This is a genomic window from Sphingopyxis sp. LC81 (assembly GCF_000756375.1).
Taxonomy (GTDB): domain Bacteria; phylum Pseudomonadota; class Alphaproteobacteria; order Sphingomonadales; family Sphingomonadaceae; genus Sphingopyxis.
This window is the reverse complement of the sequence record NZ_JNFD01000001.1, coordinates 141,959-167,022: the sequence shown is the minus strand read 5'-3', so window position 1 is coordinate 167,022 and position 25,064 is coordinate 141,959. Positions and strand designations below refer to the sequence as shown.

The following is a 25,064-nucleotide window of genomic DNA, read 5'->3' as shown; positions in this document are numbered from 1 at the left end:
TGAGTCCAGCGGAGTCCGCCGTCAAGCGCAGGAGTCTAAGGATTCCGCCTCTCTAACTGGTTAACGTGATGAGAACGAAACGAGTCTGACACACCATATGGAGTCGGCCACGACTCGGAGACTCAACCACTGGTGGTGTGGCGATGAAGACTCACCGGCGAAAAAAATTTCACTTTCGTGCGCGCGGCCGCGTCGCGCCGGGTGCTTACCAGCGGTTCCACACCTTCTCGGCAAATCCGGGCAAGTCGCGCACCGTCATCGGCGTGCCGTCGTCGAGGACGACCGTGCCCGAAAACCAGCCGAACAGCTGATCCTGCTCGGTCTTGACCATCCCGGCATCGACCTTTGCCCAGCGATTGACCGCGGGCGTGAATTCCAGTTCGAACCGGCCGTCGTTGCTGGTGAAACGCCACGGTGCGCTGTCGGGCGCGCCATCGGGCATGTGGAAGACCACTTGGTCCAGCTTGTGCGCGCGGCCGTCGACGAACAGCATATTCTCGCTCGCCGCCGATGTGTCGCCAAAGCCGTAGCCGATGTTGAAACCGAACGGGCGACCATCGACCAGCCCCGATGCCGAGCCCCAATACCAGACATTGTCATAGGTCCAGACACCGCGGCCCCAGTCGAGCACCGCGAAAGCGCTTTCAGGCGTAAAATCATAGCCTTCATTGCCGATCTTTATATGTCCCCGCGCCGGCATGCAGTTGATCTTCTGGTTATAGTAAAAGGCGTGGAGATCGTCGGCGAAGGGCGTCGCGATCACCATCCGGTCCATGGCGGGCTGGTCGAGCCAGATTTCCCCCGACAATCCGCGCCCATCGTCGAAGCCCGGCGCGTGGACCGTGAGCCGCCGCCCGCCCGGCTCGTGCCGAAACGCCAGTTCGAGGCCATCGCGCGCCTGGACGATGTCGCCGCTGTCGGCGCTGGGCGGAAGCGCCATGGCGCCCATCGGTTCGGGGATCAGCACGCCGTGATTGACGAAGCTCTTCCCGCGCAAATCCATCCACGACACGCCGAGAAACCCGGCATAGCCATTGTCCGCGACGGTCAGCGCCAGCCCGAAATCGGCATCGAGCACGCAATAATAATCCCACTCCTTGATGCGCACCGGCTCCGCGCCGATCGCCGCGCGGTCATAGCGGCGGACCTCGCGGGTCGCATAACCGGGGTCGATCAGATGCCCCGCGCCATCGTGCAGTGCGCCATCGTGCATCAGATGCTGTGTCATCACCCCGCTCCCCAGTGTCGATTGTTGTTTAGATCGCCGGATCGACGCCGGTCAGGTCGATCGAACGCTGCCACAGCTCACGCGCGAGCTTCGGATCGCGCGCATCGCGCGTCGCGCGTGCCGGGCCCGAGCGGCCCGACACCTCGCCGAGCCCCTGCGGCCCCAGATAGTCGCCGCCCTGAACCCGCGCGCCCGTCGCCGCCTGCAAGGTCGGCCACGCGCCTTGCGCCGCGCTGTTGAAGAAGGGACCGGCGAGCGGGGTCATCGTGCGCAGCGGCAGCGGCAGGTGGCGCGTCAGTTCGGTGAGCGCGACCCCCGGATGGCATCCGATCGCCTGCGTCGCGCGCCCGGCAGCGCTCAGCCGCCGGTCGAGTTCGAACATATGGAGCAGGTTCGCGAGCTTGCTCATCTGATAGCGCGCCCAATTATGATAGCTGCGCGACGCCGACAGGTCGCTGTAATCCATCGCGCCGTTCCTGTGCGCGATGCTGCCGGTGATGACGATGCGGTCGTCGACATGGGGGTGGAGCAGCCCGGTCAAGGCGAAGGTGCCGAGGTGGTTGACCCCGAATTGCAGTTCGAAACCCTGCTTGGTCAGCGTCCGGGGCGGGATCATCACCCCCGCATTGTTGATCAGCACGTCGATCCGCGGCCCCGCGAGCACCGCCTTCGCCGCATCGCGGATCTGGTCGAGGTCGGCGAGATCGAGCGGCTGAAACGACAGTTCGGCCTTTGGCACGTCGACCCAGATGCGGTTCATCGCCACCTCGGCCTTGTCCTCGTCGCGGCACGCGAGGATGACATGCGCGCCGCGCGCCGCGAGGATTTTAGCGGTTTCATACCCGATTCCGGCATTGGCACCGGTGACAAGGAAGGTGCGGCCGGTCTGGACCGACACATCGTCGGCCGTAAATCCCCTGCTCATCCTCTTCCCCCTTTTTGGCGTTTGGGCTTCAGACCAGCTGCATTTGTGCGACCGGGGCAAAACTGGTCCGATGATGCGGCGTCGGGCCATGCTGGCGCAGCGCCGCGAGATGCTGCGCCGTACCATAGCCCATGTTGGTTTCCCAGCCAAAGCCGGGGAAATCGCGCGCCGCGGCGACCATGAAGCGGTCGCGATGCTCCTTCGCGATGATGCTCGCCGCCGAAATGCACGGATGCAGCGCGTCGCCGCCGATGATCGCGGTCGCGGTGTAGCGCCAGCGCGGCAGACGGTTGCCGTCGACGAGTATCTCGGCGGGCTCGAACCCCAGCGCCTCGACCGCGCGCGTCATCGCGAGAAAGGTCGCCTGAAGGATGTTGATGCGGTCGATCTCCGCGACGCTCGCCTCGCCGACGCCCCAGCGGCAGCGCGCCTTGATCTGCGCTTCGAGTTCGGCGCGGCGTTTTGCCGTGAGTTTCTTGCTGTCATCGAGGCCGGGGATGCCGCCTTCGCAGAGCAGCACCGCCGCCGCGACGACGGGCCCGGCGAGCGGCCCGCGCCCGGCCTCGTCGACGCCGACGATCATATGCGCCACGGTGGGTAACGCCGATATTCGGCCGCCTGATAGAGACACAGCCGATTGCCGGCGGGATCGGCCAGCCGCGCCTCGCGCCAGCCCCATTCCTCGTCCTTCGGCATTTGTTCGAACCGCACCCCGCGCCGCGCGAGGTAGGCCACCCACGCATCGAGCGCGCCGCTCTCCAGATAAGCGGTCGCCCCGCCCGCCACGCCGTCGCCGACGTGGATCGATAGCGTCACGCCATTGGCGGCTTCGAAGCGCGCATAACCATTGTCGGGGCTATCGACGATCTGTGTCAGCCCCATCTGTTTGTAGAAAGCGACCGACACCGCATAGTCGTTCGCGGGCAGCGTGATCTGATTGAGCGCCGGGCCGGTGAACAGCCCGTCGTTGCGCACATATTGCTGCCCCATCGGGCCATGCCCCTGCCCCAGCCCCGGCGCATCGTGCAACGACAGCCGCACGAAATCGCGCGCGCGAGCGATCGCGGGTTCGAGCGGCATGCCCTGCGCCAGCCCCGTCGCGATCGCGCTGGCCAGCGTGCATCCGGTGCCGTGGCTGTGGGGTGTGTCGATCCGCGGCGCTTCCCAGCGCGCGACCTCGCCCTCGCCCGTTTCGAGCAAACGGTCGATCACCGTCTCGCCCTCGGCGTGTCCGCCTTTGACGAGCAAAGAACAGCCGTGCGCGAGCACCGCCTCCTCGCCCCCCAAGGCTTCCAGCTCGGGCAGGTTCGGCGTCGCAACCATCGCGCGATCGAGCAGCGCGCGAAACGCGTCGATCGTCGCCGTGTCGGCGAGCACCGATCCGCTCGTCGCGATCATCACCGGATCGAACACGAGCGCGGCCTGCGCGAGATCGGGCCGCGACAATCGCTCCGCAACCGCCGCGGCGGTTTCGGCGCTGCCGATCATGCCGATCTTGACCGCATCGACGCCGATGTCCGACGCGACGCTGTCGATCTGTTGCAAGACCATCGCGGTCGGGACCGGATGGACGCCCTGCACGCCCAGCGTATTCTGCGCGGTGATCGCGGTGATCGCGGTCAGCGCGTGGCCGCCGAGCATCGTGACCGCTTTGATGTCGGCCTGGATGCCCGCACCACCGCCGCTATCCGATCCGGCGATAATCAGGACGCGCGCGGTCACCCCTTATGCTTTCGCTCCGTCGATGCCGGGAATTTCGCCAGCGCCGCGCCCTCGCGCAGCGGGCGGTCGAGCAGGTCGCCGCCGCAATTGGGGCAAATCTCGTCGAGCTTGTCGGCGCAGTTCGCGCAGAAGGTGCATTCGAACGAGCAGATGAAGGCGCCGTGAAGGTTGGCGGGCAGATCGCGTCCGCATTTTTCGCAATCGGGTCGCATTTCAAGCATGGTAGGTCTCTTTCGGTTCTAGAAAATCAAATGGTTATGCTGTCGCCGCGCGCACGGCGTCGCAGATCATGTCGACGACCTGCTCGACCTGCCCGGCGTCATCGCCCTCGGCCATCACGCGGATCAGTGGTTCGGTGCCCGACGGGCGGATGACGAGGCGGCCGCGGCCGTTGAGCGTCGCTTCGCCCTCGGCGATCGCCGCGATGACCTGCTTGTCTTCGAGCGGCTTGCCGCCGGCGAAGCGGACATTCTTCAAAAGCTGCGGCACGGGGTCGAACTGGTGCAGCAATTCGCTCGCGGGCTTGCCCGACGCGATGAGCTCGGCAAGCACCTGCAGCGCCGCGAGCGTGCCGTCGCCGGTTGTCGCATGATCGGACAGGATCATATGCCCCGACTGCTCGCCGCCGACGTTGAAGCCGCCTTCGCGCATCCGTTCGAGGACATGGCGGTCGCCGACCTTTGTACGCTCGAGCCGGAGGCCTTCGCCTTCGAGGAAGCGTTCGAGGCCGAGGTTCGACATCACCGTCGCGACGACGCCGCCGCCTTTCAGCCGCCCCTGCCGCGCCCAGCTCGCGCCGATCAGCCCCATGATCTGGTCGCCGTCGACGATCCGGCCCTGTTCATCGACGACGATCAGCCGGTCAGCGTCGCCGTCGAGCGCGATGCCGATGTCGGCGCCGCTCGCGACCACCGTTTCCTGCAGCAGCGCGGGCGCGGTCGATCCGCATTTGTCGTTGATGTTGGTGCCGTTGGGATCGACGCCGATCGCCACCACGTCGGCGCCGAGTTCCCAGAATACCGTCGGCGCGCTGTTATACGCCGCGCCATTGGCGCAATCGAGCACGATGCGCAGCCCGTCGAGACGGACCGATTCGGGCAGGCTCTGTTTCACCGCGTGGATATAGCGGCCACGCGCATCGTCGATACGCTTGGCGCGTCCGATGTGGCTCGGTTCGGCGAGCTTCGGCTCCTGCCCCAGCAAGTGTTCGATCTGCGCCTCGTCCTCGTCGGACAGCTTGTACCCGTCGGGACCGAACAGCTTGATCCCGTTATCGCGATAGGGATTGTGGCTCGCCGAAATCATCACGCCGAGGTCGGCGCGCATCGAGCGCGTGAGCATCGCGATCGCCGGGGTCGGCATCGGCCCGACCTGCACCACGTCCATGCCGACGCTGGTGAACCCCGCGACGAGCGCATTTTCGAGCATATAGCCCGACAGGCGCGTGTCCTTGCCGATCACGACGCGGTGCTTGTGATCGCCGCGCAGGAAGTGCGCCCCCGCCGCCATGCCGACGCGCATCGCGACTTCCGCGGTCATCGGGACCTGGTTGGTCAGGCCGCGAATCCCGTCGGTTCCGAAAAACTTGCGCATGTTCCCTCAGCTACCTAACCATCGCCCGGCAAATGCCTGCCCCGGCTTCCCACGGGATGGCCCCCGCGGAGCATTTCCCGGCCCAAAAACCGGTTCCCGTTTCTTTCGGGAGGTGCTCTAAGTCACCCTCTTTTGCTTGGCAAGCAGGCCAGAAAAAACGCCGGGAGAATCCATCTTGAAATCCGCTTGGTTCATCCTTTCGGCGCTCGTCGCCGGCATGCTTTTGGGAATCGCCGTCGAACTGGTGTCGCCCGATGCCGGAACCGCCTCGCTTCCCTTTGTCGAACCGATCGGGCTGCTCTGGCTCAACGCCTTGAAGATGACGATCGTCCCGCTCGTCGTCGCGCTGCTCATCACCGGAATCACCGCGACCGCCGATGCCGCGCGCGCGGGCAAACTCGCCTTTCGCGCGGTGATGATCTTCCTCGGCGCGATCACGCTTTCGGGCTTGATGACGTTGCTGCTGGCGCCGCTCCTCCTCCGGCTCTTTCCGCTGTCCCCCGGCGCCGCCGAAGCGCTGCGCCACGGCCTTGGTGGCACGACGCAGACAGGACCGTCGCCGACCTTCGGCGATTTCCTGCTCTCGCTGATCCCGACCAACCCGATCGCCGCGGCCGCCGAAACCGCGATCCTGCCGCTGATCGTCTTCACGACGATTTTCGCCTTCGCGATCACGAAGCTCGAGCCCGTGCAGCGCGCGACGCTGTCGGGGCTGTTCAAGGCGCTTGGCGACGCGATGCTGATTGTCATCGGCTGGGTGCTCGCGCTCGCGCCGATCGGCGTCTTCGCGCTGGGTTATGCGCTCGCGGTCAAGGCGGGGGTCGCGGCGTTCGGCGGACTCATCCATTATGTGCTGATTCTGTCGGCAATCGGCGTAAGCTGCCTTCTTCTCGGCCTGTTGCTCGCTTGGCTCGTCGTCGGCATCCCGCTGCCGCGCTTCATCCGCGCGATGGTCCCGACGCTCGCGGTCGCGATCAGCACGCAAAGCTCGCTCGCCAGCCTGCCCGCAATGCTGAAGTCGTCGGAGGAGCTTGGCGTCGATCCCAAAAAAGCCGACGTCGTGCTGCCGCTCGCGGTCGCCCTGTTCCGCTTCACCAGCCCGGCGATGAACCTCGCGGTTGTCGTCTATGTCGCGTGGCTGTTCGGTGTCGAGCTGACCCCGTGGGAAATGGCGGTCGGCCTCGCGGTCGCGATCGCCGCCGCGCTCTCCTCGGTCAGCCTGCCCGGCTCGATCAGCTTCGTGACCTCGATCGCGCCGATCGCGGTGTCGATGGGCGTCCCCGTCGCGCCGCTCGGGCTGCTCGTCGCGGTCGAGACTTTTCCCGACATCTTCCGAACCCTAGGTAATGTCATCGGCGATGTCGCCGCGACCAAATATGCCGCCGACGGTGTCGAGAAGGAAGCAGCAGGAGAAATGCCATGAAATATCGCAAGCTCGGCCACGGCCTCGAAGTGTCCGCGATCGGCATCGGCTGCATGCCGATGATCAAGGGCGGCAATATCCTGTACGGCGAAGCCGCCGACCTCGATGAATCGACGCGCACGATCCACCGCGCGATCGACCTTGGCGTCACCTTTTTCGACACCGCGCAAATCTATGGTCCGTTCAGCAACGAGGAGCTGCTCGGCGACGCGATCAAGGGCAAGCGCGACGGGCTCGTCATCGCGACGAAGTTCGGTTTCAAGTTCGAGGGCAAGCAGATCACCGGGGTCGATGGCTCGCCCGCCAACGCGCGCGCCGCGTGCGAAGGCTCGCTCCAGCGGCTCGGCGTCGACACGATCGACCTCTTCTACCAGCACCGCGTCGACCCGTCGGTGCCGATCGAGGAAACCGTCGGCGGGATGATGGAGCTGGTGCAGGAGGGCAAGGTCCGTCACATCGCGCTGTCCGAGGCCGGCCCCGAGACGATCCGCCGCGCCGCGAAGGCCGCGCCGATCACCGCATTGCAGAGCGAATATTCGATCTGGGAGCGCGAAATCGAAGACGAAATCCTCGGCGCGTGCCGCGAGAACGGCATCGGCTTCGTCCCCTATTCGCCGCTCGGCCGCGGCTTCCTCGCGGGCGCGGTGCGCAGCCGCGACGAACTTCCCGAAAATGACTGGCGTCGCAACGACCCGCGTTATTCGGAGGAGAATCTGCCCGCGAACCTCGCGATCGTCGATGCGATCGGCGCGGTGGCGGGCCGGCATGGCGTGTCGAAGGCGCAGGTCGCGCTCGCCTGGCTGCTCGCGCAGGGCGACGATATCGTCCCGATCCCCGGCACCAAGCGCCGCGCGACGATGGAGGACAGCGTTGGCGCCGCCGATGTCACGCTGACCGCCGACGACCTCGCCGCAATCGACGCGGCGGCGCCGAAGGGTGGGACGAGCGGGCCGCGCTATGGTGAAATGGGGATGCGGATGGTGCGGCTGTAGGCACCGACTGCTTTCGACCGGAAGCTGACCCTCTTTCATCGTCACCCCGGACTTGATCCGGGGCCTGCCTTGTCGTCGGCGATGTTGGAAAGAAGGAAGGCGGGTCCCGGGTCAAGCCCGGGATGACGAAGCCGGAAACGTCCGCTCTCCCCCCCTAAGCAGACCGCACTTCGCTATCTCTTCCCGTCCAGCCGTACACACAGCGCGTCGACCTTTTCCGCCAGCTCGGCGATCCGCATCTGGTCGATCTTTTCGTGCAGCCGCATGATCTCCAGCTCGGCGCGCAGGTTGATCTCGTAATCGACACTCGCGGTCAGCCTGTCCTTCGCCGCCTGCCGATTCTGGCTCATCATGATGATCGGCGCCTGGATCGCCGCGAGCGTCGAGAGCATCAAGTTCAGGAAAATGTAGGGATAGGGGTCGAACGCGAGGCCGAAACGCTGGAGCACTTCCGAATTGAGCAGCATCCAGCCGAACAGGATCAGCGCAAAAACGATGATGAAGCCCCATGAGCCGCCGACCGCCGCGACGCGGTCGGCCAGCCGGTCGCCAGTGCTCGCCTGCGCATCCTCGATATCGGCGGCGTCGCGGCTGCTGGGCGCACGCTTTGCGATCGACGCGACCACGCGCGATTCCTCGGGATCGAGCTCGTCGAACGCACGGCCGAGCAGCCGCAGCGACAGGTCGTTGAGATGCGTGTCCGCGTTCATTCGGCTCCTATCCTACCCAACGCCAGATCCCGGCGACCATATAACCAAGCGCGCCATGCGCCCAGGTCGCGACAAGCCATAGCATAATCCCGCCCAGCAGCGCGTGCGGGCGCGGAATCGTGTCGGCCCATGGTGCCGCCCCGCCGACCTGCCGCGCATAGGGCACAAAACTCGTCCGCGCGGCCCACTGGCGCCACGCGTCGCCCATCAGCCGCGCCTTTTTCACATCCTGCCCCGCCGAACCGACGAGCGCGAGGAAGATGATCGTCGCGGACAGGATGATCTGCGCCGTGGTCGGCATCACCAGCACATGCGCGAAGGCCCACAGCGTAAAGCCCCACATCATCGGGTGCCGCGTGATTGCGAACACGCCGCGCGGCGTCGCCGCCGCATCGCGCGCGGCGTGCGGTGCGGGCAGCGCCGGATTGCCGATCAGCGATCCGATGAAGAGGATGCTGGCGAAAAGTACGATCAGCGACGCGAGGATCCACAGCGGATCGTCGACCACCCACAAGGGCGGCTCGGGCGGCATCCCACGCCACGCCTGCACCACCATGATGAACGTCGCGATCGCGACGATCGAATAGGTGATCTGGAACCCGCGCTCGCCGAGCCGCGCCGCGAGCCCGTCACGAAGCGGATGCGACAGCGCGAGGTGTGACCCGACAAACAACACGCAGGTCGTGATCAAAAGCGACACCGGCTGCATGACCAATCCCTCCTCCAACAATGTCTCATCATCTATCGCCCAGGCGGCCGCGATGCGCGACTCGCGATGGGCTCAGCGACGATAGTTGTGCGACAAAGGTAACAGTGTCAACATGGAGAACAAGGGATGGGGCAGGCGGTGAAACGCCTGCCCTGCCCTATCGGTCGTATGCCTTGGGCAATGCCCCTTCCTGCGGCGTCGCATAGCGATCACGCAAACGGTCCTGCCGCGTCGTCAGCGACTGCGCCTTGCCATCGATCCAGATCGCGGTCGGGCGGCTGCCGAGTTCGAGCGGGTCATTGTCCCAGATCACGACGTCGCCGGCGCGGCCCGGACGCAGCGAACCGATGCTGCCCTCCATGCCGACCGCACGCGCAGGAACGCTGCTGATCGACGCGAACGCCTGATCCCACGTCATGCCGCTGGCGCCGGGCACACGCGCGAGGCCAACGAGATTGCCCGCATATTGCGTCGCATAGCCCATCTTGTGCGCGTCATCGTCGTCGAACACGCCGACCGACACATCGACGCCCGCGGCCTTGAGCCGGCCCGCGTTCGACTGCGTCGCGCCGAGCTGTTCGAAGCTCGACGGCAGGTCGGTGAGCGGCGAGACGAGCACCGGCACCTTTGCCGCCGCGATGTCGCGGGCGACGAGCCAGCCTTCGGTCACCCCGACGAGCACGAGCTTCAGCGCGGGAAACTCGCCCTTCAGCTTGATGACGTTGACGATGTCGGCGGCGCGGTCGACGCGCACGAACAAGGGCGTCGTGCCGTCGATGACGCGCACCAGCGCGTCGGCGTCGGCGCGCTGGATCATCGCGTCATTGCCCCATTCGGCGAGCGTCGCGGGGTTGCGGGCATAGCTGCGCGCAGCGAGCAATTGCTCGCGGAACAAGAGGAAGGTTGCCGCGCGGCTGCCCCCCGCCTTTGCCGAGCCATCCTCGCCGAACGCGACATATTGCAGCGCGCGCGGGCGCGTCACCATGTCCATATCGTCGGCGAGGTCGACGACCGCGCCCTGCCCTGCGAACAGATTGCTGCTGCCGCTCGGCGCGACGATCGCGCGTGTCACGCCCGAGGCGCGGTTGACCGCGACAGGCGAGCCCATCGGGTTCAATGCGGGCGCGATGTCGAGCCCCGCGGAGAAACGCGTCCGCGGTGCCGAGCGGTCGTTGGTGCCGGTGACGGCATCGACTTCGGTCAGCCCGACGCGGCTGAACGCCGCGACGATGCCCGGCGTGACATAGCGGCCCTGCGCATCGACGCGCTCGACGCCCGCGGGCACGGCAACGCCGGCACCCGCCGCGACCACCTTGCCGCCGCGCACGACGACGGTGCCGCCCTCGACCGGCGCGCTGCCGTCGCCGATGACGAGCTTGGCATTGACGATCGCGACGTCCTGCGCCGCGGCGGGCGCCGCAACGATTGCTGCGGCGGAAAGAAGAAGGGCGCGGATCATTTCACGTCTCCTTCGCCCGGCTGACCCAGCTCGAAATCGCTCACCGGACGCCGTTTCGGGTCGTTCGCGTCGAACATCAACGCGCCGTCGATCCACACCTTTTCAGGGCGGGTATAGGCGCTGAAGGGATTGCCGTTCCACAGCACGACGTCGGCCATCTTGCCCGGCTTCAGGCTGCCCGTCTTGTCACCGATGCCCAGCGCCTTGGCGGGGTTATACGACAGCCAGGTCCACGCCAGTTCGTCGCTGACGTCGATACCGATACGGCGGCCCGCAGCGCGCGCTTTCGCGGCTTCCTGGTTGAGCCGCTGGATCTGGTTCGCATCATCCGAGTGAACGATCGTGCAGGCCCCGGCCTTGTAGACGAGCGGGATATTCTCGTTGACGCTGTCATAGGCTTCCATCTTGAAGCCCCACCAGTCGGCCCACATCGCCGAGCAGGTGCCTTCCTTCGCAAGAATGTCCGCGATCTTGTAGCTTTCGACCGCGTGGTGGAAGGTCGACACCTTGTAGCCGAATTCCTTCGACATATCGATGACGAGCGCCATTTCGTCGGCGCGATAGCAATGATTGTGGACGAGGATTTCGCCCGACAGTACGCCGACAAGCGTTTCCATCGCCAGGTCGCGGTCGACCGCCTTCCCGTCGTCCATCTTCTTCTTGTAGGCCGCTGCCTTCGCCCAGGTCGCGCGATTGACCGCATAATTGCCCATGCGGGTCGAGGGCGCGCGGCCCTTGCCGCCATAGACGCGCTTCGGATTCTCGCCGCACGCCATTTTGAGGCCATAGGGCGCGCCGGGGAATTTCATCCCCTGCACCGTGCGCGAGGGCACATTCTTGAGCGTGATCGAGCGCCCGCCCATCAGGTTCGCGCTGCCCGGCAGGATCTGCAAGCTCGTCACGCCGCCATTGGCGAGCGCGCGGCTGAACCCCGGGTCCTGCGGCCAGACGCTATGTTCGGACCAGACTTCGGGCGTCGTCGGCGAGGTCATTTCGTTGCCGTCCGAATGCGCCTCGACGCTGGGCGAGGGATAGTCGCCAAGGTGGCTGTGGATGTCGATGATACCGGGGGTCAGGAACTTGCCGGTGCCGTCATAGACCGCGATGTCCGCCGGGATCGGCGTATCGGGGCCGCCGACGGCCTCGACCTTGCCGTTCGCCAGCAGCACGGTGCCATTGTCGATCCGCCCGCCCTCACCGTCGAAGATCGTGACGTTACGGACCGCCGTGACCTGTCCGGGATAAGCCTTGTACGTCGACGGATACGGGTCCTTGTTGAACTTCACCGGCTTCTCGGCGGGCTTGTCGCCCGCCGAGGCCGTCTCTCCATTGCTCGCCGCGCAACCGACGAGCGCCAGCGACACCGCAGCCAGCAGGCTGCCCTTCACACCGCGGATCATCGATTACGCCCCCTTGGGTTCGGGATGAACGCCAGCCGCCTGCGGCTCGGCCTCGCCGATGCCCGCCAGCCCGTCGTCGCGGTCGCGCAGCGTGTCGAGGTGCATCCAGCGCTTCACGATCGGGCTGACCAGCAGCACCGCCACCGCGGCACCGATCGCGATCCAGCCGAACATCTCGTAAATCTCGAGCAGCTTGGCCTTGCTCATCTCGCCGCCATGCCCGCCGGTCGCTTCACCGATCTTGCCGGCGACGAAATTGCCGACCGCGGTCATATAGAACCACGCCCCCATGATCAGCGACGCGACGAAGGTCGGCGCCAGCCGGTTCATCGCGGAGAGGCCGACGGGGCTGAGGCACAACTCGCCGGTGGTGGCGAGGAGGTAATAGAGGAAGACGAAGATGACCGGGGTCATCGCCGCGATGCCGAACGCCTGCGCGCCCCAGACGAGGATGAGGTTCGCAAGCCCCATCTGCGCCAGCGCCAGCCCGAACTTGGCCGGGGCCGACGGTTCCTTGCCGCGCTTGCCGAGCCATTGCCACAGCGCGGCGAACAGCGGCGCGAGCAGGATGATGTAGATCGGGTTGATCGACTGGAAGATCGAAGCCGGCACCGCACCGCGATCGACATAGCGGTCGGTGAACAGGTTCATCGATCCGCCCGCCTGCTCGAACAGGCCCCAGAACAGCGGGTTCAGCGCGATCAGGAACAGGATCGCGAACATCCGGTCGCGCGCATGGTCTTCGCGGTTCATCTTCTCGACCACCATCACGCCGAGGAGGAGGAGGAAACCGAACAGCGCGACCCACGCCGCGGGCGCGAGCCCGAGCGCGACGGGTCCGCTGGCGATGCCGAGGCCAAGGATCAGCGCAAGCGGCAGGAACAGCATCAGTGCGAGGCCCGCGAGCGCGACGTTGACGCGGCTCCGCGGACCGGCGCCGATCGATCCATATGGCAGCTGGAACGTCGCCACGAGGACGACATAGCCGAGCAGGAGGATGCCCGAAACGAGCAGCAGGTTCTGGATGACGTCCTGATACTGGACGAGCGCCCAGATCACCGCGACCGCGCCCAAACCGACGGCGTAGAGCGTCCACTCGCTCGACCGCGAAAGCGGTGCAGGTGCTTCGCCCGCGCCCTTGAGCGCGCTCTTGCCGAGAACGAAGACGACAAGGCCGGCGAGCATGCCGATGCCGGCGAGACCGAAGCCATAGCCCCAGCCGATCCGCTGGCCGAGATAACCGACGAGGATCGTGCCGAGCGCGGCGCCGACGTTGATGCCCATATAGAAGATCGTATAGGCGCCGTCGCGGCGAATGTCGGTGAGCCGGTACAGCTGGCCGACCATCACCGAGATATTCGCCTTGAGGAAGCCCGAGCCGACGATGATGAAGGCGAGCGCGGCCCAGAAGACGTTGATCGTCGGATCATTCTGTCCGCCGACGCCTTCGACCGCCATCAAACTGTGTCCCGCAGCGAGCAACAGGCCGCCGAACAGCACCGCCTTGCGCTGGCCGAGGTAGCGGTCGGCGAGATAGCCGCCGAGCACCGGTGTGATGTAGACGAGGCTGGTGTAGGCGCCGTAGATCAGGTTCGACTTGCTGTCGGAGAACAGCCAGTGCTGGGTCAGGTAGAAAATCAGGATCGCACGCATGCCGTAATAGGAGAAACGCTCCCACATTTCGGCGAAGAAGAGCATGTAGAGGCCCTTGGGGTGTCCGGCGAATTCGGGTTTCTTGCTGCCGGCGATCAGCGCACCGATGCTGAGGAAGACGCCGAGAACCAGAAGTGCGATTACCGCAATCCAGTCCCCCTCGTCCCACGAGCCCATATTTTTCATTATGTTGCGTCCCTTTTAGGATTGTCAGGCGCGGCCTCCCGCCGCGCGAATGCGGCAACCTAGCGCGAAAATTGCGTATTGGAAGAATCTAATTGCGCGTGAAACCGTCTCGATCGGGCCAAATATTACTGCGAACCGTTCGCAACACTTGCGCCAGCGCACGCGAAAGGCCACATGGCGCACCATGTTCAATGACAGCTCCTCGCTCCTCGCCCATCTCGCCACCCGCCGTTCGGGCAAGGCGCGCGACATGATCGCCCCCGGCCCCGACGCCGCCACGCTGCACGACATTATCGCGCTCGCGCTGCGCACGCCCGACCATGGCAAATTGGCGCCCTGGCGCATCGTCACCGTCGCCGGCGATCAGCGCGAGGCCTTCGCGGCGCTGCTCAAGAAGGCATGGGTTGCCGAGAATCCCGGCGCGGCGGGCATGGACCTGTCGGCGCTCGACCAGTTCGCGCATCAGGCGCCGAGCTTGCTGGTGCTTGTCTCGACACCGGTGGCGGGCAGCAAGATTCCCGTGTGGGAGCAACAGATGTCGGCGGGCGCGGTCGGCATGAACCTGCTCCACGCCGCGCACGCGCACGGTTTTGTCGCCAGCTGGCTCACCGGCTGGGCGGCCTACAGCACTGAGGTCGCCGCCGCGTTCGGCGCCGGCGAAGGCGATACGGTCGTTGGCTATTTCTTCCTGGGAACGCCGGCGCGCGAGCTCGACGAACGCCCCCGCCCCGAATATGACGATGTCGTCCGGACTTGGGAAATTTAGTTTCACTTTCTGAACCTAATTTGTAATTAGTGGCATTTGACTGTGCTGCTGTCTTATGGCATTAAGGCGGCATGCTCGATCAGTCCAAACCCGTGTACCAGCGTCTGCGCGATGTCATTGCCAACGCCATCCTCGACGGCCAGTTTCGCGATGGCGACATGTTGCCGTCGGTCCGATCGCTTGCCGCCGAAGAAGGCGCCAATCCGCTGACGGTGGCGAAAGCGTATCAGACGTTTCAGGACGAAGGACTGGTCACGGTGAAACGCGGCGTCGGCATGTTCGTCGCCGAAGGCGCGACCGAGCGCCTCCGCAACCTGATGCGCGCCGATTTCCTCGCCAATGTATGGCCGCCGGTCGCGCAGCAGATGCGCCGCATCGGCCTCGACGCGCGCACCTTACTCGATTTGACCGAGGCTTAACGCCTACTTTCCACTTTGGGGTGGGAAACTGCCGTTGCTTCCCTTCTCTTCGTCATCCCGGTCTACCGCCCAACCTGCGCCGCCTTGTCGCGCAGGTCCGCCGCCGCCCGGCTTTTGCCGCGCCGTTCGAGCAGATCGGCGTAAAATTCCATGATCCCGGCATTGAGCGGCTGCAACCGATAAGCGCGGTCAATCAGCGGCAGCGCGCGCGCATCGTCGCCCTTCGCTGCCCACGCCCGCGCAAGTTCGCGTAACAGCACGACGTCGCGATTGCCGATCCGGCGGCGCACGCGTTCGAAATGCGCGATCGCCTGATCCCAATGCTCGATGTCCATCGCGAGGTGCCCGGATAGTCGGTCGGCGGCGATGCTCGACGGCTGGCTGCGCTGCAGCGCGAGGATCGCGGCGCCCGAACCCGCGGCATCCCCCGCGCGGAACAGCGCATTGGCGAGCCGCAATGTCGTGCGCTCGCTCGCATCGAGATCGCGCGCGGCGCGATACGCCTGCACCGCCAGCTCGGTACGTCCGGCCGCCAGCGCCGCGTCGCCCAGCAGGATATGCGCGTCGGCAACGCCGCGGTTCGCATCGCGGAGCCGCGTGGCGCGCGCGATCGCTCGCGCGCCATTGCCACTCGTCAAATCGGCCGAAATAGCGGGAATCGCCTTAGCCGGATCAAGCGGCTCGGCATCGGCCGCCAACGTCAGCAGGCCATAGTCATTGTCGGCGGCAAAGGGCAATGCTTCGCCGGGCGCCAGCGCCGCCGCGCGCCCCAGATAGTCCGCCGATTCGATGCGCCGGCCGAGTTCCGCCGCCGCGCGCGATGCGAGCAGCAGCGACCAGCTGTCGGCGTCGGGGCGCTGGACCAGCGGCAGCAAGGCGGCAAGGGCCGCGTCGGCGTCGCCATCGCTCCATTCGGCCGCCGCGAGGATGCGGCGTGCGGTAAAATTCTCCGGCTGCTCGGCCAGCAGCCGGTCGGCCCAGGTCGCGGCGACCGCCTCGCCGCCGAGTTCGAGTTCGACGATCGCGCTCAGCAGCATGAACGACGGCTGCGCGTCGAGTTCGCCGCGCGTGCGCTGGAGCAGGCTGCGCGCGAGCCGGTAATTGTCGGCGCGCGCCGCGAGCACCGCCTGCAGATAGAAGAGCCGCGGATCGCGCGGCACGATCGTCGCGGCGCGGCGCAGCGAGGTCAGCATGTCGCGGTAACGACCGAGATCGCCGAGCGTCGCAGCCTGATCGATCAGCGCATCTTCATTGCCGGGATCGGCGGCAAGCGCGTCTTCGTACCAGGCGAGCGACGCCTTCAGCCCATCCTGGGTCCGCACGAGGTTGGCCTTGAACGCCAGCGCCGCGCTGTTCGCCTTGTCGAGTTCGATCGCATAATCGACCGCGTCGCGCGCGCCGAGCGTGTCGGCATTGGCATCGCGAAAACGCGCAACATCGACCCAAAGCGCCGACGAGCGCGGCAGTTCATGCACCGCGCGATCATAGGCCTCGCGCGCGGCGGCCAGATCGCCATTGCCGAGGTGAACATCGCCCGCGACCCACGCCGCCTCCCCGATCATCTCGGGAATGATCGGGCCGTCGTCGAGCGTCTGGAGCGCACGGCTCCCCTCATCCTGCATCGCATAGGCGCGCGCCAAGAGCGGGCGCAGCGCCGCATCCTTGGCGCCCGCGCCGATCGCGCCCTTGACCGCCGCCTCGGCCCCGACCCCATCGCCCAGCTTGATCGCGACGCGCGCCAGTTCGACGCGTTCGGCAATGACCTTGGGATTGCTCGCGATGGTGTTCTCGAGGACGGCACGGCGCTCCGCGAGCGCCTTGCGCGGCGCGGGCGACGCCCCGTCGCCGCACGCTCCCAGCAGCAGCGCCGCCAGCAGCAGCGCTTTTGTCCAGAAGCGGCACAAATCCATTCAGGCGTGCATCCGATATTGCTTGAGTAGGTCGTAGAGCGTCGGGCGGCTGATCCCGAGCAGCTTGGCGGCGGCCGAGATATTGCCCTCGCTCTGCGTCATCGCGCGGCGGATCGCGACGCGGTCGGCGGCTTCGCGCGCGCTGCGCAGGTTGAGCCACGCCTCCTCGCCTTCCGCCTCGCCGCCCGCCATGTCGAGATCCTCGCGCATCACCAACTTGCCGTCGGCCATGATCACGGCGCGCTTGATGCGGTTTTCCAGCTCGCGGACATTGCCCGGCCAGCGTCCCTCGTCGATCGCCTGCAGCGCGTCCGGCGCGAAGCCGCGCACCCCGGGGTTCATCTCGGGCGCATATTGGTGGAGGAAATGCCGCGCGAGCAGCACCGCGTCGCCGGGCCGCTCGGCGAGCGACGGAATCTTTACCACCATCTCGGCGAGCCGGTAATAGAGATCGTCGCGGAAGCTCTGCTCGGCGATCATCGCATCGAGGTCGCGGTGCGTTGCGCAGACGATCCGCGTATCGACCGCGATCGCCTTGCGGCCGCCGATCCGCTCGATCGTCCGCTCCTGCAAAAAGCGCAGCAGCTTGACCTGGAGCGGCAGCGGAATGTCGCCGACTTCGTCGAGGAACAAGGTCCCGCCATGCGCGAGTTCGATCTTGCCCTCGGTCGTCTTGACCGCGCCCGTGAAGGCGCCCTTTTCATGCCCGAACAGCTCGCTTTCGAGCAGATTCTCGGGGATCGCGGCGCAATTGATCGCGACGAACGCCCCGTCGCGCCGCCCGCTCGCCTCGTGCAGCCCGCGCGCGAGCAATTCCTTGCCGGTGCCGCTCGCGCCGAGCAGCATCACAGAGACGTCGAGGTTCGCGACGCGCTCGATCGTGCGCGCGACCTTCTGCATTTCGGGCGCGCCGGTGATCATCCCGCCGAGCACGCGATTGTCGCTCGCGCCCTCGCTTGCCAGCCGCGCATTCTCGACCTCGAGCTCGCGCACATGAAAGGCACGGGCAACGATCAGCCCCAGCTCGTCGATGTCGATCGGCTTTTGATAAAAATCCCACGCCCCGCTTGCGATCGCGGCCAGCGCGCTCGCACGTTCGCCATGCCCCGACACGACGATAACCTTGGTGTCGGGTTTGGCCTCGAGGATCGCCTTCAGCGTCCGGAACCCCTCGCGCGTCCCGTCGGGATCGGGCGGCAGACCCAGGTCGAGCGTCACCACATCGGGCTCCTCGGCGCGCAGCAGTTCGATCGCGGCGTCATGGTCGCCCGCGACGAGCACCTGATAATCCTCGTACGCCCATTTGAGCTGCGTCTGCAGCCCCGGGTCGTCCTCGACCACCAGCAACTTGCGCAGTTTGGCCCCGCTTTCGTTCATTTATGTCCCACTTTCATCACACGCGCATCGACGCCCGCGTCGTCCCGCGTATCGGCGAGCGGCAGCCACAGTGTGAAACTGCTCCCTTTGCCCGGCTCGCTCGCCACTTCGATCGCCCCGCCCATCGCCTGCGCGATCTGCAGCGCTTCGAACGCCCCCAGCCCAAAACCCGATTCCTTCGTCGACACAAAGGGTTTGAACAGCTCGTCGCGGATGAAGTCGCGCGTCATGCCGCACCCCTGGTCAATCACGTCGATCCGCACGCGCCCCTGTTCGGCCACCGCAACGACCTGCACCGGCGTGTCGGGCGCCGACGCGTCGATCGCGTTGGCGACAAGATGCTGGACAATCTGCCGGATCGCCCCCGCATCGCCCCACGCCGACAGACCAGCCTGACAGCCGACGAACAGCGCACGGCGCGGGCGCATCTCGGCCGCGATCTCGTTCAGCACCGGCTCGACCAGCATCCGCCCCGCTTCCGCCGCCGGACCGCGCTCGCGCGGCGACAGGCGGACGAGGAGGTCGCTGAGGCGCCCCGCCGAAATCTTCAGCGTCTCGATCATATCGGCGCGGAAATCGGGCTTGTCGGCGTGACGCTCGGCGTTGCGCGCGAGCAGGCCGATCTGGCTCGCCAGATTCTTGATGTCGTGCATGATGAAGGCAAAACGCCGGTTGAACTCGTCGAACCGCCGCGCTTCGGACAAAGCTTGCTGGCTCTGCGATTCCGCCAGATAGCTCGCCGCCTGCTGCCCAGCGATGCGCAGCACGTCGAGATCTTCCCAGTCGAGCGCGCGCGACACAGCGGGCCGGTGCAGCACGACGATCGCGATCATCCGCTGGAAATGCAGCACCGGCACGACGACCCACGCGCGCGGATCGGCGATCAACCATTCGGGGATCGCCAGATCCTCACCGGGATGCCCCCGGCGCTCGGCGTCGAGGTCGACGATATGATGCGTTTCCTGCAGCATGAAGGCCGAGCGTAACGACAGCGTCGCGTCCTCGCTCGCGCCGTCGGGCCAATGCCAATGCTCGGCGATACGAAAACCGCCCGATGCGCCGGGCAGCATCAGCAGCGCGCCGGGGCTTCCGGTCAGTTCGGCGAGCGCCTTGGCGACGCGGCGATGCAGATTGCGGTCGTCCTCGCCCCCTCCCTGCCCCAGCGTCGCGGTGAAACGCATCCATTCGGCGCGATAGTCATAGCGATGTTCGAAGAAATGCTTGGAAATCATCACCGACAGCCACGCCCGCGATCGCGCCGAGGCAAGCATCAGGCCGCCGGTGCCGAGCGCGACGAGCAACGAGATCGCCTGCGCCAGTTCGGCATAATCGCCGCCGGCGACGCGCGCGACGGCACCCGTCAGCGCAATCACGATCAGATAGGCGGCGGCGCCCAGCAGGATCAGCGTGCGCGTCGCGGCGGTGCGCGACAAACGCATCCGCTCGCGCCCGATGTCCATCGCGGCGACGACATAGACCGGCAGCGTGAGCAGCGCGATCGCGGGAAGCAACGCGATCAGCATCGATGCGATTTTGCCGGTCAGCGCGCCGATCAGCTGGACGTTGAGTTCATAGGCCCACAGCATCGCGAACCCGCCCGCGACCGCCATCACCGGCATGCGCTGCCCCGCGCTCGCGTGGCGAACCCCGGCATCGATCATCAGCAGCCCCCCGATCGCCACGACCGTTGCGGCGAAGCCCATCGTCGGCGTCATCCACGACTCGGCTGCCGCTCCGGCGCGCAAATGCGCCGCCGCGCCGAGCAGCAGCGTCAACAGGCAGATCGTCGCGAGCATGCGCGCGATCAGGCGCAGCGGCCGCGACATCGGCGCACGCGGCGACCAGAAGGTCGCCCCCAACCAAAGGAGCATGGCGAGGTCGCGCACCGTCTGCACGACCAAAGATTGCGACGATCCGGGGCCATAGGCGGTCAAGGCCGCGCACCACAGCGCGGTGGCGGCGGCGGTCGCGGCGAGCAATCGCGGCGCCGGCATCAACGCCGCCATCCGCGCGCGCGGCCGCATCAGCAGCCATAAAGTGACGCCGGTAAAGCCCGCCAGCGCAAGGCTCGACAGGATCTGGGACAGGCCGGTCAGCGCGCCCATGGCTATCGCGCGCCGTCCGGCCACAGCACGACACGCACCGTCTGGAGCAGGATCAAAAGGTCGAGGAAGGGCGAATAATTCTTGGCGTAATAGAGGTCATATTCCAGCTTCACGCGCGCGTCCTCGACCGAGGCGCCATAAGGATAGTTGATCTGCGCCCAGCCGGTCAGGCCGGGCTTCACCATGTGGCGCTCGGCATAATAGGGCAGCTTCTTTTCGAGTTCCTCGACGAAGCTCGGGCGTTCGGGACGCGGCCCGACAAAGCTCATGTCGCCCTTCAGCACGCACCAGGTCTGCGGCAGTTCGTCGATGCGCAGTTTGCGGATGATGCGGCCGACGCGCGTGACGCGCGGGTCGTTTTCGCTCGCCCACACCGCCTTGCCCGATGCCTCGGCATCGGTGCGCATCGAACGGATCTTGAAGATGTCATAGGGCTCGCCGAACAGGCCGACGCGCGGCTGGCGGTAAAAGACCGGCCCGCGACTGTCGAGCATCACCGCAATACCCGCGACGATGATCAGCGGCAGGCCGACGATCAGCACAAGCAGGCTGGCGAGGATGTCGAACAGGCGCTTACCGACCTTCGAAATCCGCTGCCCGGCCGAGAATCCGTCGGAAAAGATGAGGCCGCTGGGATTGGTCGTCGCCAGGTCGACACGCCCCGTCTCGCGCTCGATGAAACTCGCGATGTCGTTGACATGCACGCCCGTCGTCTTGACGCGCAGCAGGTCGTTCAGCGGCAGCGCGTTGCGCCGTTCCTCCAGCGCGAGCACGACCTCGCCGGCGCGCAGCATCACGACATGGTCCGACAGATTGTCGAGGGCTTCGCGCGGCACAGCGCCCGGCACGGTCTTTTCGGTCGCACTCATCGCGACGAAACCGACCATCTCGAGCCCGCTCCCCGGCGTTTCGGCCAGGGCGGCCAATCGCGCGGCGCGCGGCCCGGCGCCCAGCACGAGGATGCGGCGCCGGAACGCTTCGGCCCCTCCCGACTGCGTCAGCGCGAGGCGGATGACGAACAGCACCGCGATGGCAAAGATCATCGCGTACAGGCTGTTGGCGCGCCACAGCGTCGCGGTCGGCAACAGGAAGCCGAGTACCGAAAGGAAAATCACGCCGAGCGAAATCGCCGCGAGGAGGCGGGCGGTGGCGAAACGCATCGAGCGCAGCCCCTCGTTCCCGTACATTCCGGTCGCCATCATCGCGAGCGAATTGGCAAGGCCGAAGGTCAGCAGCGGCAGCCAGCGGCCGACGAGCGGCCCGGCATCGAACCCTGCCTGCTGCGCATAAAGATGCCACGCCCCCTCGGCCGAGCCGAGCAGCGCGAAAAATTCGATCAGCGCCAGCCAAACGACGGCGTGCGGAACATAATGTTTAAACAGCCGAAACATAGGAAATTAGCCGGACCCTTTCGCTCGCCCGATACTACAGGTGAGGCGTCAACTGTCGGTTAATTTTACACTCGTTATATCGCCATGACAGGGTGACCCGCCGCACCGAAAGCGATAGACCGGACGTTATGACGCTGATGATCCAGCCTGTTATCCTCTGCGGCGGCGCGGGCACCCGCCTGTGGCCCGAATCGCGCGGCACCCGCGCGAAGCAGTTCCTGTTGCTCCACGGCCAGCGCAGCCTGTTCCGACAGACGGTCGAGCGCACACCCGCCGGTCCCGATTTTCTCCCTCCGATCGTCCTCTGCGGTGACGGCCATGTCGCGATGGTCCGCGAACAGATGAACGACCGCGAGGAGGCGCTGCTCGTCGAACCGATGCCGCGCAACACCGCCGCCGCGATCGCACTCGCGGTCGCGCAAGCCGATGCCGACACGCTGCTACTCGTGATGCCGAGCGATCATGTGATCGCCGACGTTCCCGCCTTCCACGCCGCGATCGCCAAGGGGGTGCGCCTCGCGCAGCAGGATTGGCTCGTCACTTTCGGCATCACGCCCAACAGCCCCGAAACGGGTTTCGGCTACATCGCCGCCGGCGCAGCGCTGGGCGAAGACGGCTTTGCCGTGGACCGCTTCGTCGAAAAACCCCCGCTCGCCGATGCCGAGGCGATGCTCGCCGCCGGCGGATACAGCTGGAACGCCGGCATCTTCCTGTTCCGCGCCGCGCGGATGCGCGACGCGATGCTGACGCATTGCCGCGTGATCTTCGAGGCGGCGGACAAGGCCGTCGCGGCGGGAATGCGCGACGGCGACGCGCTTTATGCCGACGCGATCGAGTTCGCCAAAGCGCCCTCCGATTCGATCGATTATGCGGTGATGGAAAAGGATGATCGCGTCGCGGTCGTCCCCGTCGCGATGGGCTGGTCCGATCTCGGAAGCTGGCACACGATCCACGCGCTCGCCGACAAGGACGACGCCGACAATGCCGTCACCGGCGACGCCTTTCTTCACGAAAGCCACGGCAATCTGGTCCGCGCGGGCGATAAGCGCGTCTCGATCCTCGGCATGGACAATATCGCGGTGATCGTCGACGGCGACGACATATTGGTGATCCCGCTCGAACGATCGCAAGAGGTGCGCGCGGCGGCCAAGGCGCGCGAATAGAGCCGAGCCGCATCAGGCACTTGCACCTGCGGTGACTTGCTATACCAGTACACCCATGAGGCGCATCCACAGGAGCGCGCCATAGCTGTTCTGGAGATCGCCCCATGTTCGACCGTCGTACCCTGCTCGCCGCCGCCGCGGCTTCCTCGATGCTTGCCGGCGTCCGCCCGCGCGGGGCCTTCGCCGCGACGCCCGATAGCGAAGGCGCGCGGCTGACCGCAATCTACGAACGCATCTATGACATGCTGCTCGATCAGGACCCCGAATTCGCGACGTCGCTCGGCGCCGACAAGGGCGACCGTGCCGCCGCCAAGGGCAAGCTCGCCGATCGCTCGCCCGCGGGCATCAAGCGGAACCACGACCTTTATCGCACCGGCCTCAAGGAATTGAAGACAATCGACCCGAAAAAACTCTCGGGCATGGACCTCGTCAATTACGAGACGTTCCACGGCCCGTGGGAAGATTATGTCAAGGCTTACGACACTTTCTCATACGGACTTCACAGCTGGCCTGAACCGCATCCGGTCACGCAATTGAGCGGCTCCTATCGTTCGATCCCCGATTTCCTCGTCAACCAGCACAGCATCGCGAACGCCGCCGATGCCGAGGCCTATCTTTCGCGCTGCGCCGATTTCGCGGTGCAGATGGATAATGAGACGGGGCGCATCAAGGCCGATCACGCCGCCGGCGTCATCCCGCCCGATTTCGTCATCGACCGCACGCTGACCCTCTTCCAAAGCATCATGGCGCCCGCGCCCGACGCCAATATCCTGACCACCAACCTCAAGACCAAGACCGCCAAGATTCCGGGCGACTGGGCAAAGCGCTGCGCCGCCATCGTCGAAGGCAAAATCTATCCCGCGATGCGGCGTCAGGCGGCCGAACTCACCGCCGTGCGCCCGCGTGCGACGCACGACGCCGGCGTGTGGCGCCTGCCCAAGGGCGACGAATATTACGCCTATGCGCTCCGCTATGCGACCACGACGGGCATGTCGGCCGAGGAGGTCCACAAGCTCGGGCTCGATCGCATGGCGGCGCTGACCGCGCGCGCCGACGCGATCTTCAAAAAGCAAGGCATGACGAAGGGGACGGTCGCGCAGCGGATGCGCGAACTCGGCAAGGATCCGCGGTTCCTCTATCCCAACACCGACAAGGGCAAGGCCGACCTGATCGCCAAATTGAACGAGCAGATCCAGGAAATGCAGCGCCGCCTGCCCGAAGCTTTCGGCCGCCTACCCAAGGCGAAATGCGACATCCGCCGCGTGCCGCCCGAGATCGAGGCCGGCGCGCCCGGCGGCTATTACCAGATCCCTGCGCTCGATGGCTCGCGCCCCGGTGCCTATTATATCAACCTGCGCGATACCGCCGAAAACCCGTCGTGGACGCTGCCGACGCTGACCTATCACGAGGCGACTCCCGGCCATCACCACCAGATCGCGCTTGCGCAGGAGGCCGAGGGCATCCCGCGCCTCCGCCGCCTCCCCGTCTATTCGGTCTATACCGAAGGCTGGGGACTTTATGCCGAGCAGCTCGCCGACGAAATGGGCGTGTATGAAAACGACCCGTGGGGCCAGCTCGGCTATCTGCAAAGCTATATGTTCCGCGCCGCGCGCCTCGTCGTCGACACCGGCCTTCATCACTTCCGCTGGAGCCGCGAGAAGGCGATCGCCTATTACGACGACTCGCTCGGCACCCCCGAGGGGTCGAACGTCACCGAGATCGAACGCTATTGCGTGTGGCCGGGACAGGCGACGAGCTATATGGTCGGCCAAACGCGCTGGGTCGCGATCCGCGAGAAGGCCAAGGCCGCGCTCGGCGACAAGTTCGACATCCGCGGTTTCCACGACACCGCTTTGTCGGCGGGCGCGATGCCGATCTCGGTACTCGAATCGGTGATCGACCGCTGGACGGCGGCGCAAAAGGCCTGAGCCAC

The 25,064-nt window shown here is 66.1% G+C and carries 21 protein-coding genes; 6 read left to right on the top strand and 15 right to left on the bottom strand.

Annotation, left to right across the window (positions count from 1 at the left end):
• Positions 1 to 205 precede the first annotated feature (205 nt).
• From FG91_RS00800 to glmM, 6 genes are read right to left on the bottom strand one after another with little or no spacing between them, the layout of a single operon-like run.
• A complete protein-coding gene (locus tag FG91_RS00800; protein ID WP_037510607.1) occupies positions 206 to 1,228 on the bottom strand; it encodes a DUF2804 domain-containing protein in 1,023 nt (340 codons plus the stop codon).
• 28 nt (positions 1,229 to 1,256) lie between these two features.
• Complete coding sequence (locus FG91_RS00795) at positions 1,257 to 2,153, bottom strand: oxidoreductase (RefSeq protein ID WP_037510606.1); 897 nt, start codon at positions 2,151 to 2,153, stop codon at positions 1,257 to 1,259.
• 28 nt (positions 2,154 to 2,181) lie between these two features.
• Positions 2,182 to 2,736 carry a ribonuclease HII gene (locus FG91_RS00790; RefSeq protein WP_037510604.1) on the bottom strand — a complete coding sequence of 185 codons (555 nt, stop codon included), beginning with the start codon at positions 2,734 to 2,736 and terminating at the stop codon, positions 2,182 to 2,184.
• A complete protein-coding gene (gene thiD, locus FG91_RS00785; protein WP_037510602.1) occupies positions 2,733 to 3,875 on the bottom strand; it encodes a bifunctional hydroxymethylpyrimidine kinase/phosphomethylpyrimidine kinase in 1,143 nt (380 codons plus the stop codon). Before thiD ends, FG91_RS00790 begins: the two co-directional genes overlap by 4 nt.
• The gene (locus FG91_RS00780; RefSeq protein ID WP_037510600.1) at positions 3,872 to 4,096 is read right to left on the bottom strand and encodes a DUF1272 domain-containing protein; all 225 of its coding nucleotides are present in this window, start codon (positions 4,094 to 4,096) and stop codon (positions 3,872 to 3,874) included. Before FG91_RS00780 ends, thiD begins: the two co-directional genes overlap by 4 nt.
• A 34-nt stretch (positions 4,097 to 4,130) precedes the next feature.
• Complete coding sequence (gene glmM / locus FG91_RS00775) at positions 4,131 to 5,468, bottom strand: phosphoglucosamine mutase (protein WP_037510598.1); 1,338 nt, start codon at positions 5,466 to 5,468, stop codon at positions 4,131 to 4,133.
• 175 nt (positions 5,469 to 5,643) lie between these two features.
• On the opposite strand from glmM, the gene FG91_RS00770 reads away from it, so the two are divergent.
• Together FG91_RS00770 and FG91_RS00765 are read left to right on the top strand one after the other, a co-directional pair.
• On the top strand, positions 5,644 to 6,891 hold the full coding sequence (locus FG91_RS00770; protein WP_037510596.1) for a dicarboxylate/amino acid:cation symporter: 1,248 nt from the start codon (positions 5,644 to 5,646) through the stop codon (positions 6,889 to 6,891).
• Entirely contained in the window at positions 6,888 to 7,883 is a 996-nt protein-coding gene (locus tag FG91_RS00765; protein ID WP_037510594.1) for an aldo/keto reductase, read from the top strand. Before FG91_RS00770 ends, FG91_RS00765 begins: the two co-directional genes overlap by 4 nt.
• Positions 7,884 to 8,056: 173 nt before the next feature.
• Here the strand turns inward: FG91_RS00765 and FG91_RS00760 are convergent, their stop codons facing one another.
• The 5 genes from FG91_RS00760 to FG91_RS00740 form a co-directional block, all read right to left on the bottom strand.
• Complete coding sequence (locus tag FG91_RS00760) at positions 8,057 to 8,593, bottom strand: DUF1003 domain-containing protein (protein WP_037510592.1); 537 nt, start codon at positions 8,591 to 8,593, stop codon at positions 8,057 to 8,059.
• A gap of 7 nt (positions 8,594 to 8,600) precedes the next feature.
• Positions 8,601 to 9,302 carry an NnrU family protein gene (locus FG91_RS00755; protein ID WP_037510590.1) on the bottom strand — a complete coding sequence of 234 codons (702 nt, stop codon included), beginning with the start codon at positions 9,300 to 9,302 and terminating at the stop codon, positions 8,601 to 8,603.
• A gap of 157 nt (positions 9,303 to 9,459) precedes the next feature.
• Positions 9,460 to 10,761, bottom strand: coding sequence for an amidohydrolase family protein (locus tag FG91_RS00750; protein ID WP_200878377.1), 1,302 nt, complete (start codon positions 10,759 to 10,761; stop codon positions 9,460 to 9,462).
• The gene (locus tag FG91_RS00745; RefSeq protein ID WP_037510589.1) at positions 10,758 to 12,161 is read right to left on the bottom strand and encodes an amidohydrolase; all 1,404 of its coding nucleotides are present in this window, start codon (positions 12,159 to 12,161) and stop codon (positions 10,758 to 10,760) included. Before FG91_RS00745 ends, FG91_RS00750 begins: the two co-directional genes overlap by 4 nt.
• 3 nt (positions 12,162 to 12,164) lie before the next feature.
• Positions 12,165 to 14,000, bottom strand: a complete 1,836-nt coding sequence (locus FG91_RS00740) for a peptide MFS transporter (RefSeq protein WP_037510586.1) — start codon at positions 13,998 to 14,000, stop codon at positions 12,165 to 12,167.
• A gap of 184 nt (positions 14,001 to 14,184) precedes the next feature.
• On the opposite strand from FG91_RS00740, the gene FG91_RS00735 reads away from it, so the two are divergent.
• Positions 14,185 to 14,766, top strand: coding sequence for a nitroreductase family protein (locus FG91_RS00735; RefSeq protein ID WP_037511046.1), 582 nt, complete (start codon positions 14,185 to 14,187; stop codon positions 14,764 to 14,766).
• A 71-nt stretch (positions 14,767 to 14,837) separates the two neighbouring features.
• On the top strand, positions 14,838 to 15,185 hold the full coding sequence (locus tag FG91_RS00730) for a GntR family transcriptional regulator (protein WP_037510583.1): 348 nt from the start codon (positions 14,838 to 14,840) through the stop codon (positions 15,183 to 15,185).
• 62 nt (positions 15,186 to 15,247) lie between these two features.
• Here FG91_RS00730 and FG91_RS00725 read toward each other — a convergent pair whose 3' ends face one another.
• Genes FG91_RS00725 through FG91_RS00710 form a run of 4 tightly spaced genes read right to left on the bottom strand, consistent with a single transcriptional unit; the run spans position 15,248 to position 21,968 of the window.
• Complete coding sequence (locus FG91_RS00725) at positions 15,248 to 17,095, bottom strand: tetratricopeptide repeat protein (protein ID WP_037510580.1); 1,848 nt, start codon at positions 17,093 to 17,095, stop codon at positions 15,248 to 15,250.
• Positions 17,096 to 18,472 (bottom strand): PEP-CTERM-box response regulator transcription factor, encoded by a 1,377-nt coding sequence (prsR, locus tag FG91_RS00720; protein WP_037510577.1) that lies wholly within the window; start codon positions 18,470 to 18,472, stop codon positions 17,096 to 17,098.
• A complete protein-coding gene (gene prsK, locus FG91_RS00715; protein WP_037510574.1) occupies positions 18,469 to 20,577 on the bottom strand; it encodes an XrtA/PEP-CTERM system histidine kinase PrsK in 2,109 nt (702 codons plus the stop codon). Before prsK ends, prsR begins: the two co-directional genes overlap by 4 nt.
• 2 nt (positions 20,578 to 20,579) lie before the next feature.
• The gene (locus FG91_RS00710; protein WP_037510571.1) at positions 20,580 to 21,968 is read right to left on the bottom strand and encodes a TIGR03013 family XrtA/PEP-CTERM system glycosyltransferase; all 1,389 of its coding nucleotides are present in this window, start codon (positions 21,966 to 21,968) and stop codon (positions 20,580 to 20,582) included.
• Between the two features lie 128 nt (positions 21,969 to 22,096).
• Between FG91_RS00710 and FG91_RS00705 the strand changes: the two genes are divergently transcribed.
• Entirely contained in the window at positions 22,097 to 23,131 is a 1,035-nt protein-coding gene (locus tag FG91_RS00705; protein WP_037510565.1) for a mannose-1-phosphate guanylyltransferase, read from the top strand.
• Between the two features lie 104 nt (positions 23,132 to 23,235).
• Complete coding sequence (locus tag FG91_RS00700) at positions 23,236 to 25,059, top strand: DUF885 domain-containing protein (RefSeq protein WP_037510563.1); 1,824 nt, start codon at positions 23,236 to 23,238, stop codon at positions 25,057 to 25,059.
• Positions 25,060 to 25,064: the final 5 nt, after the last annotated feature.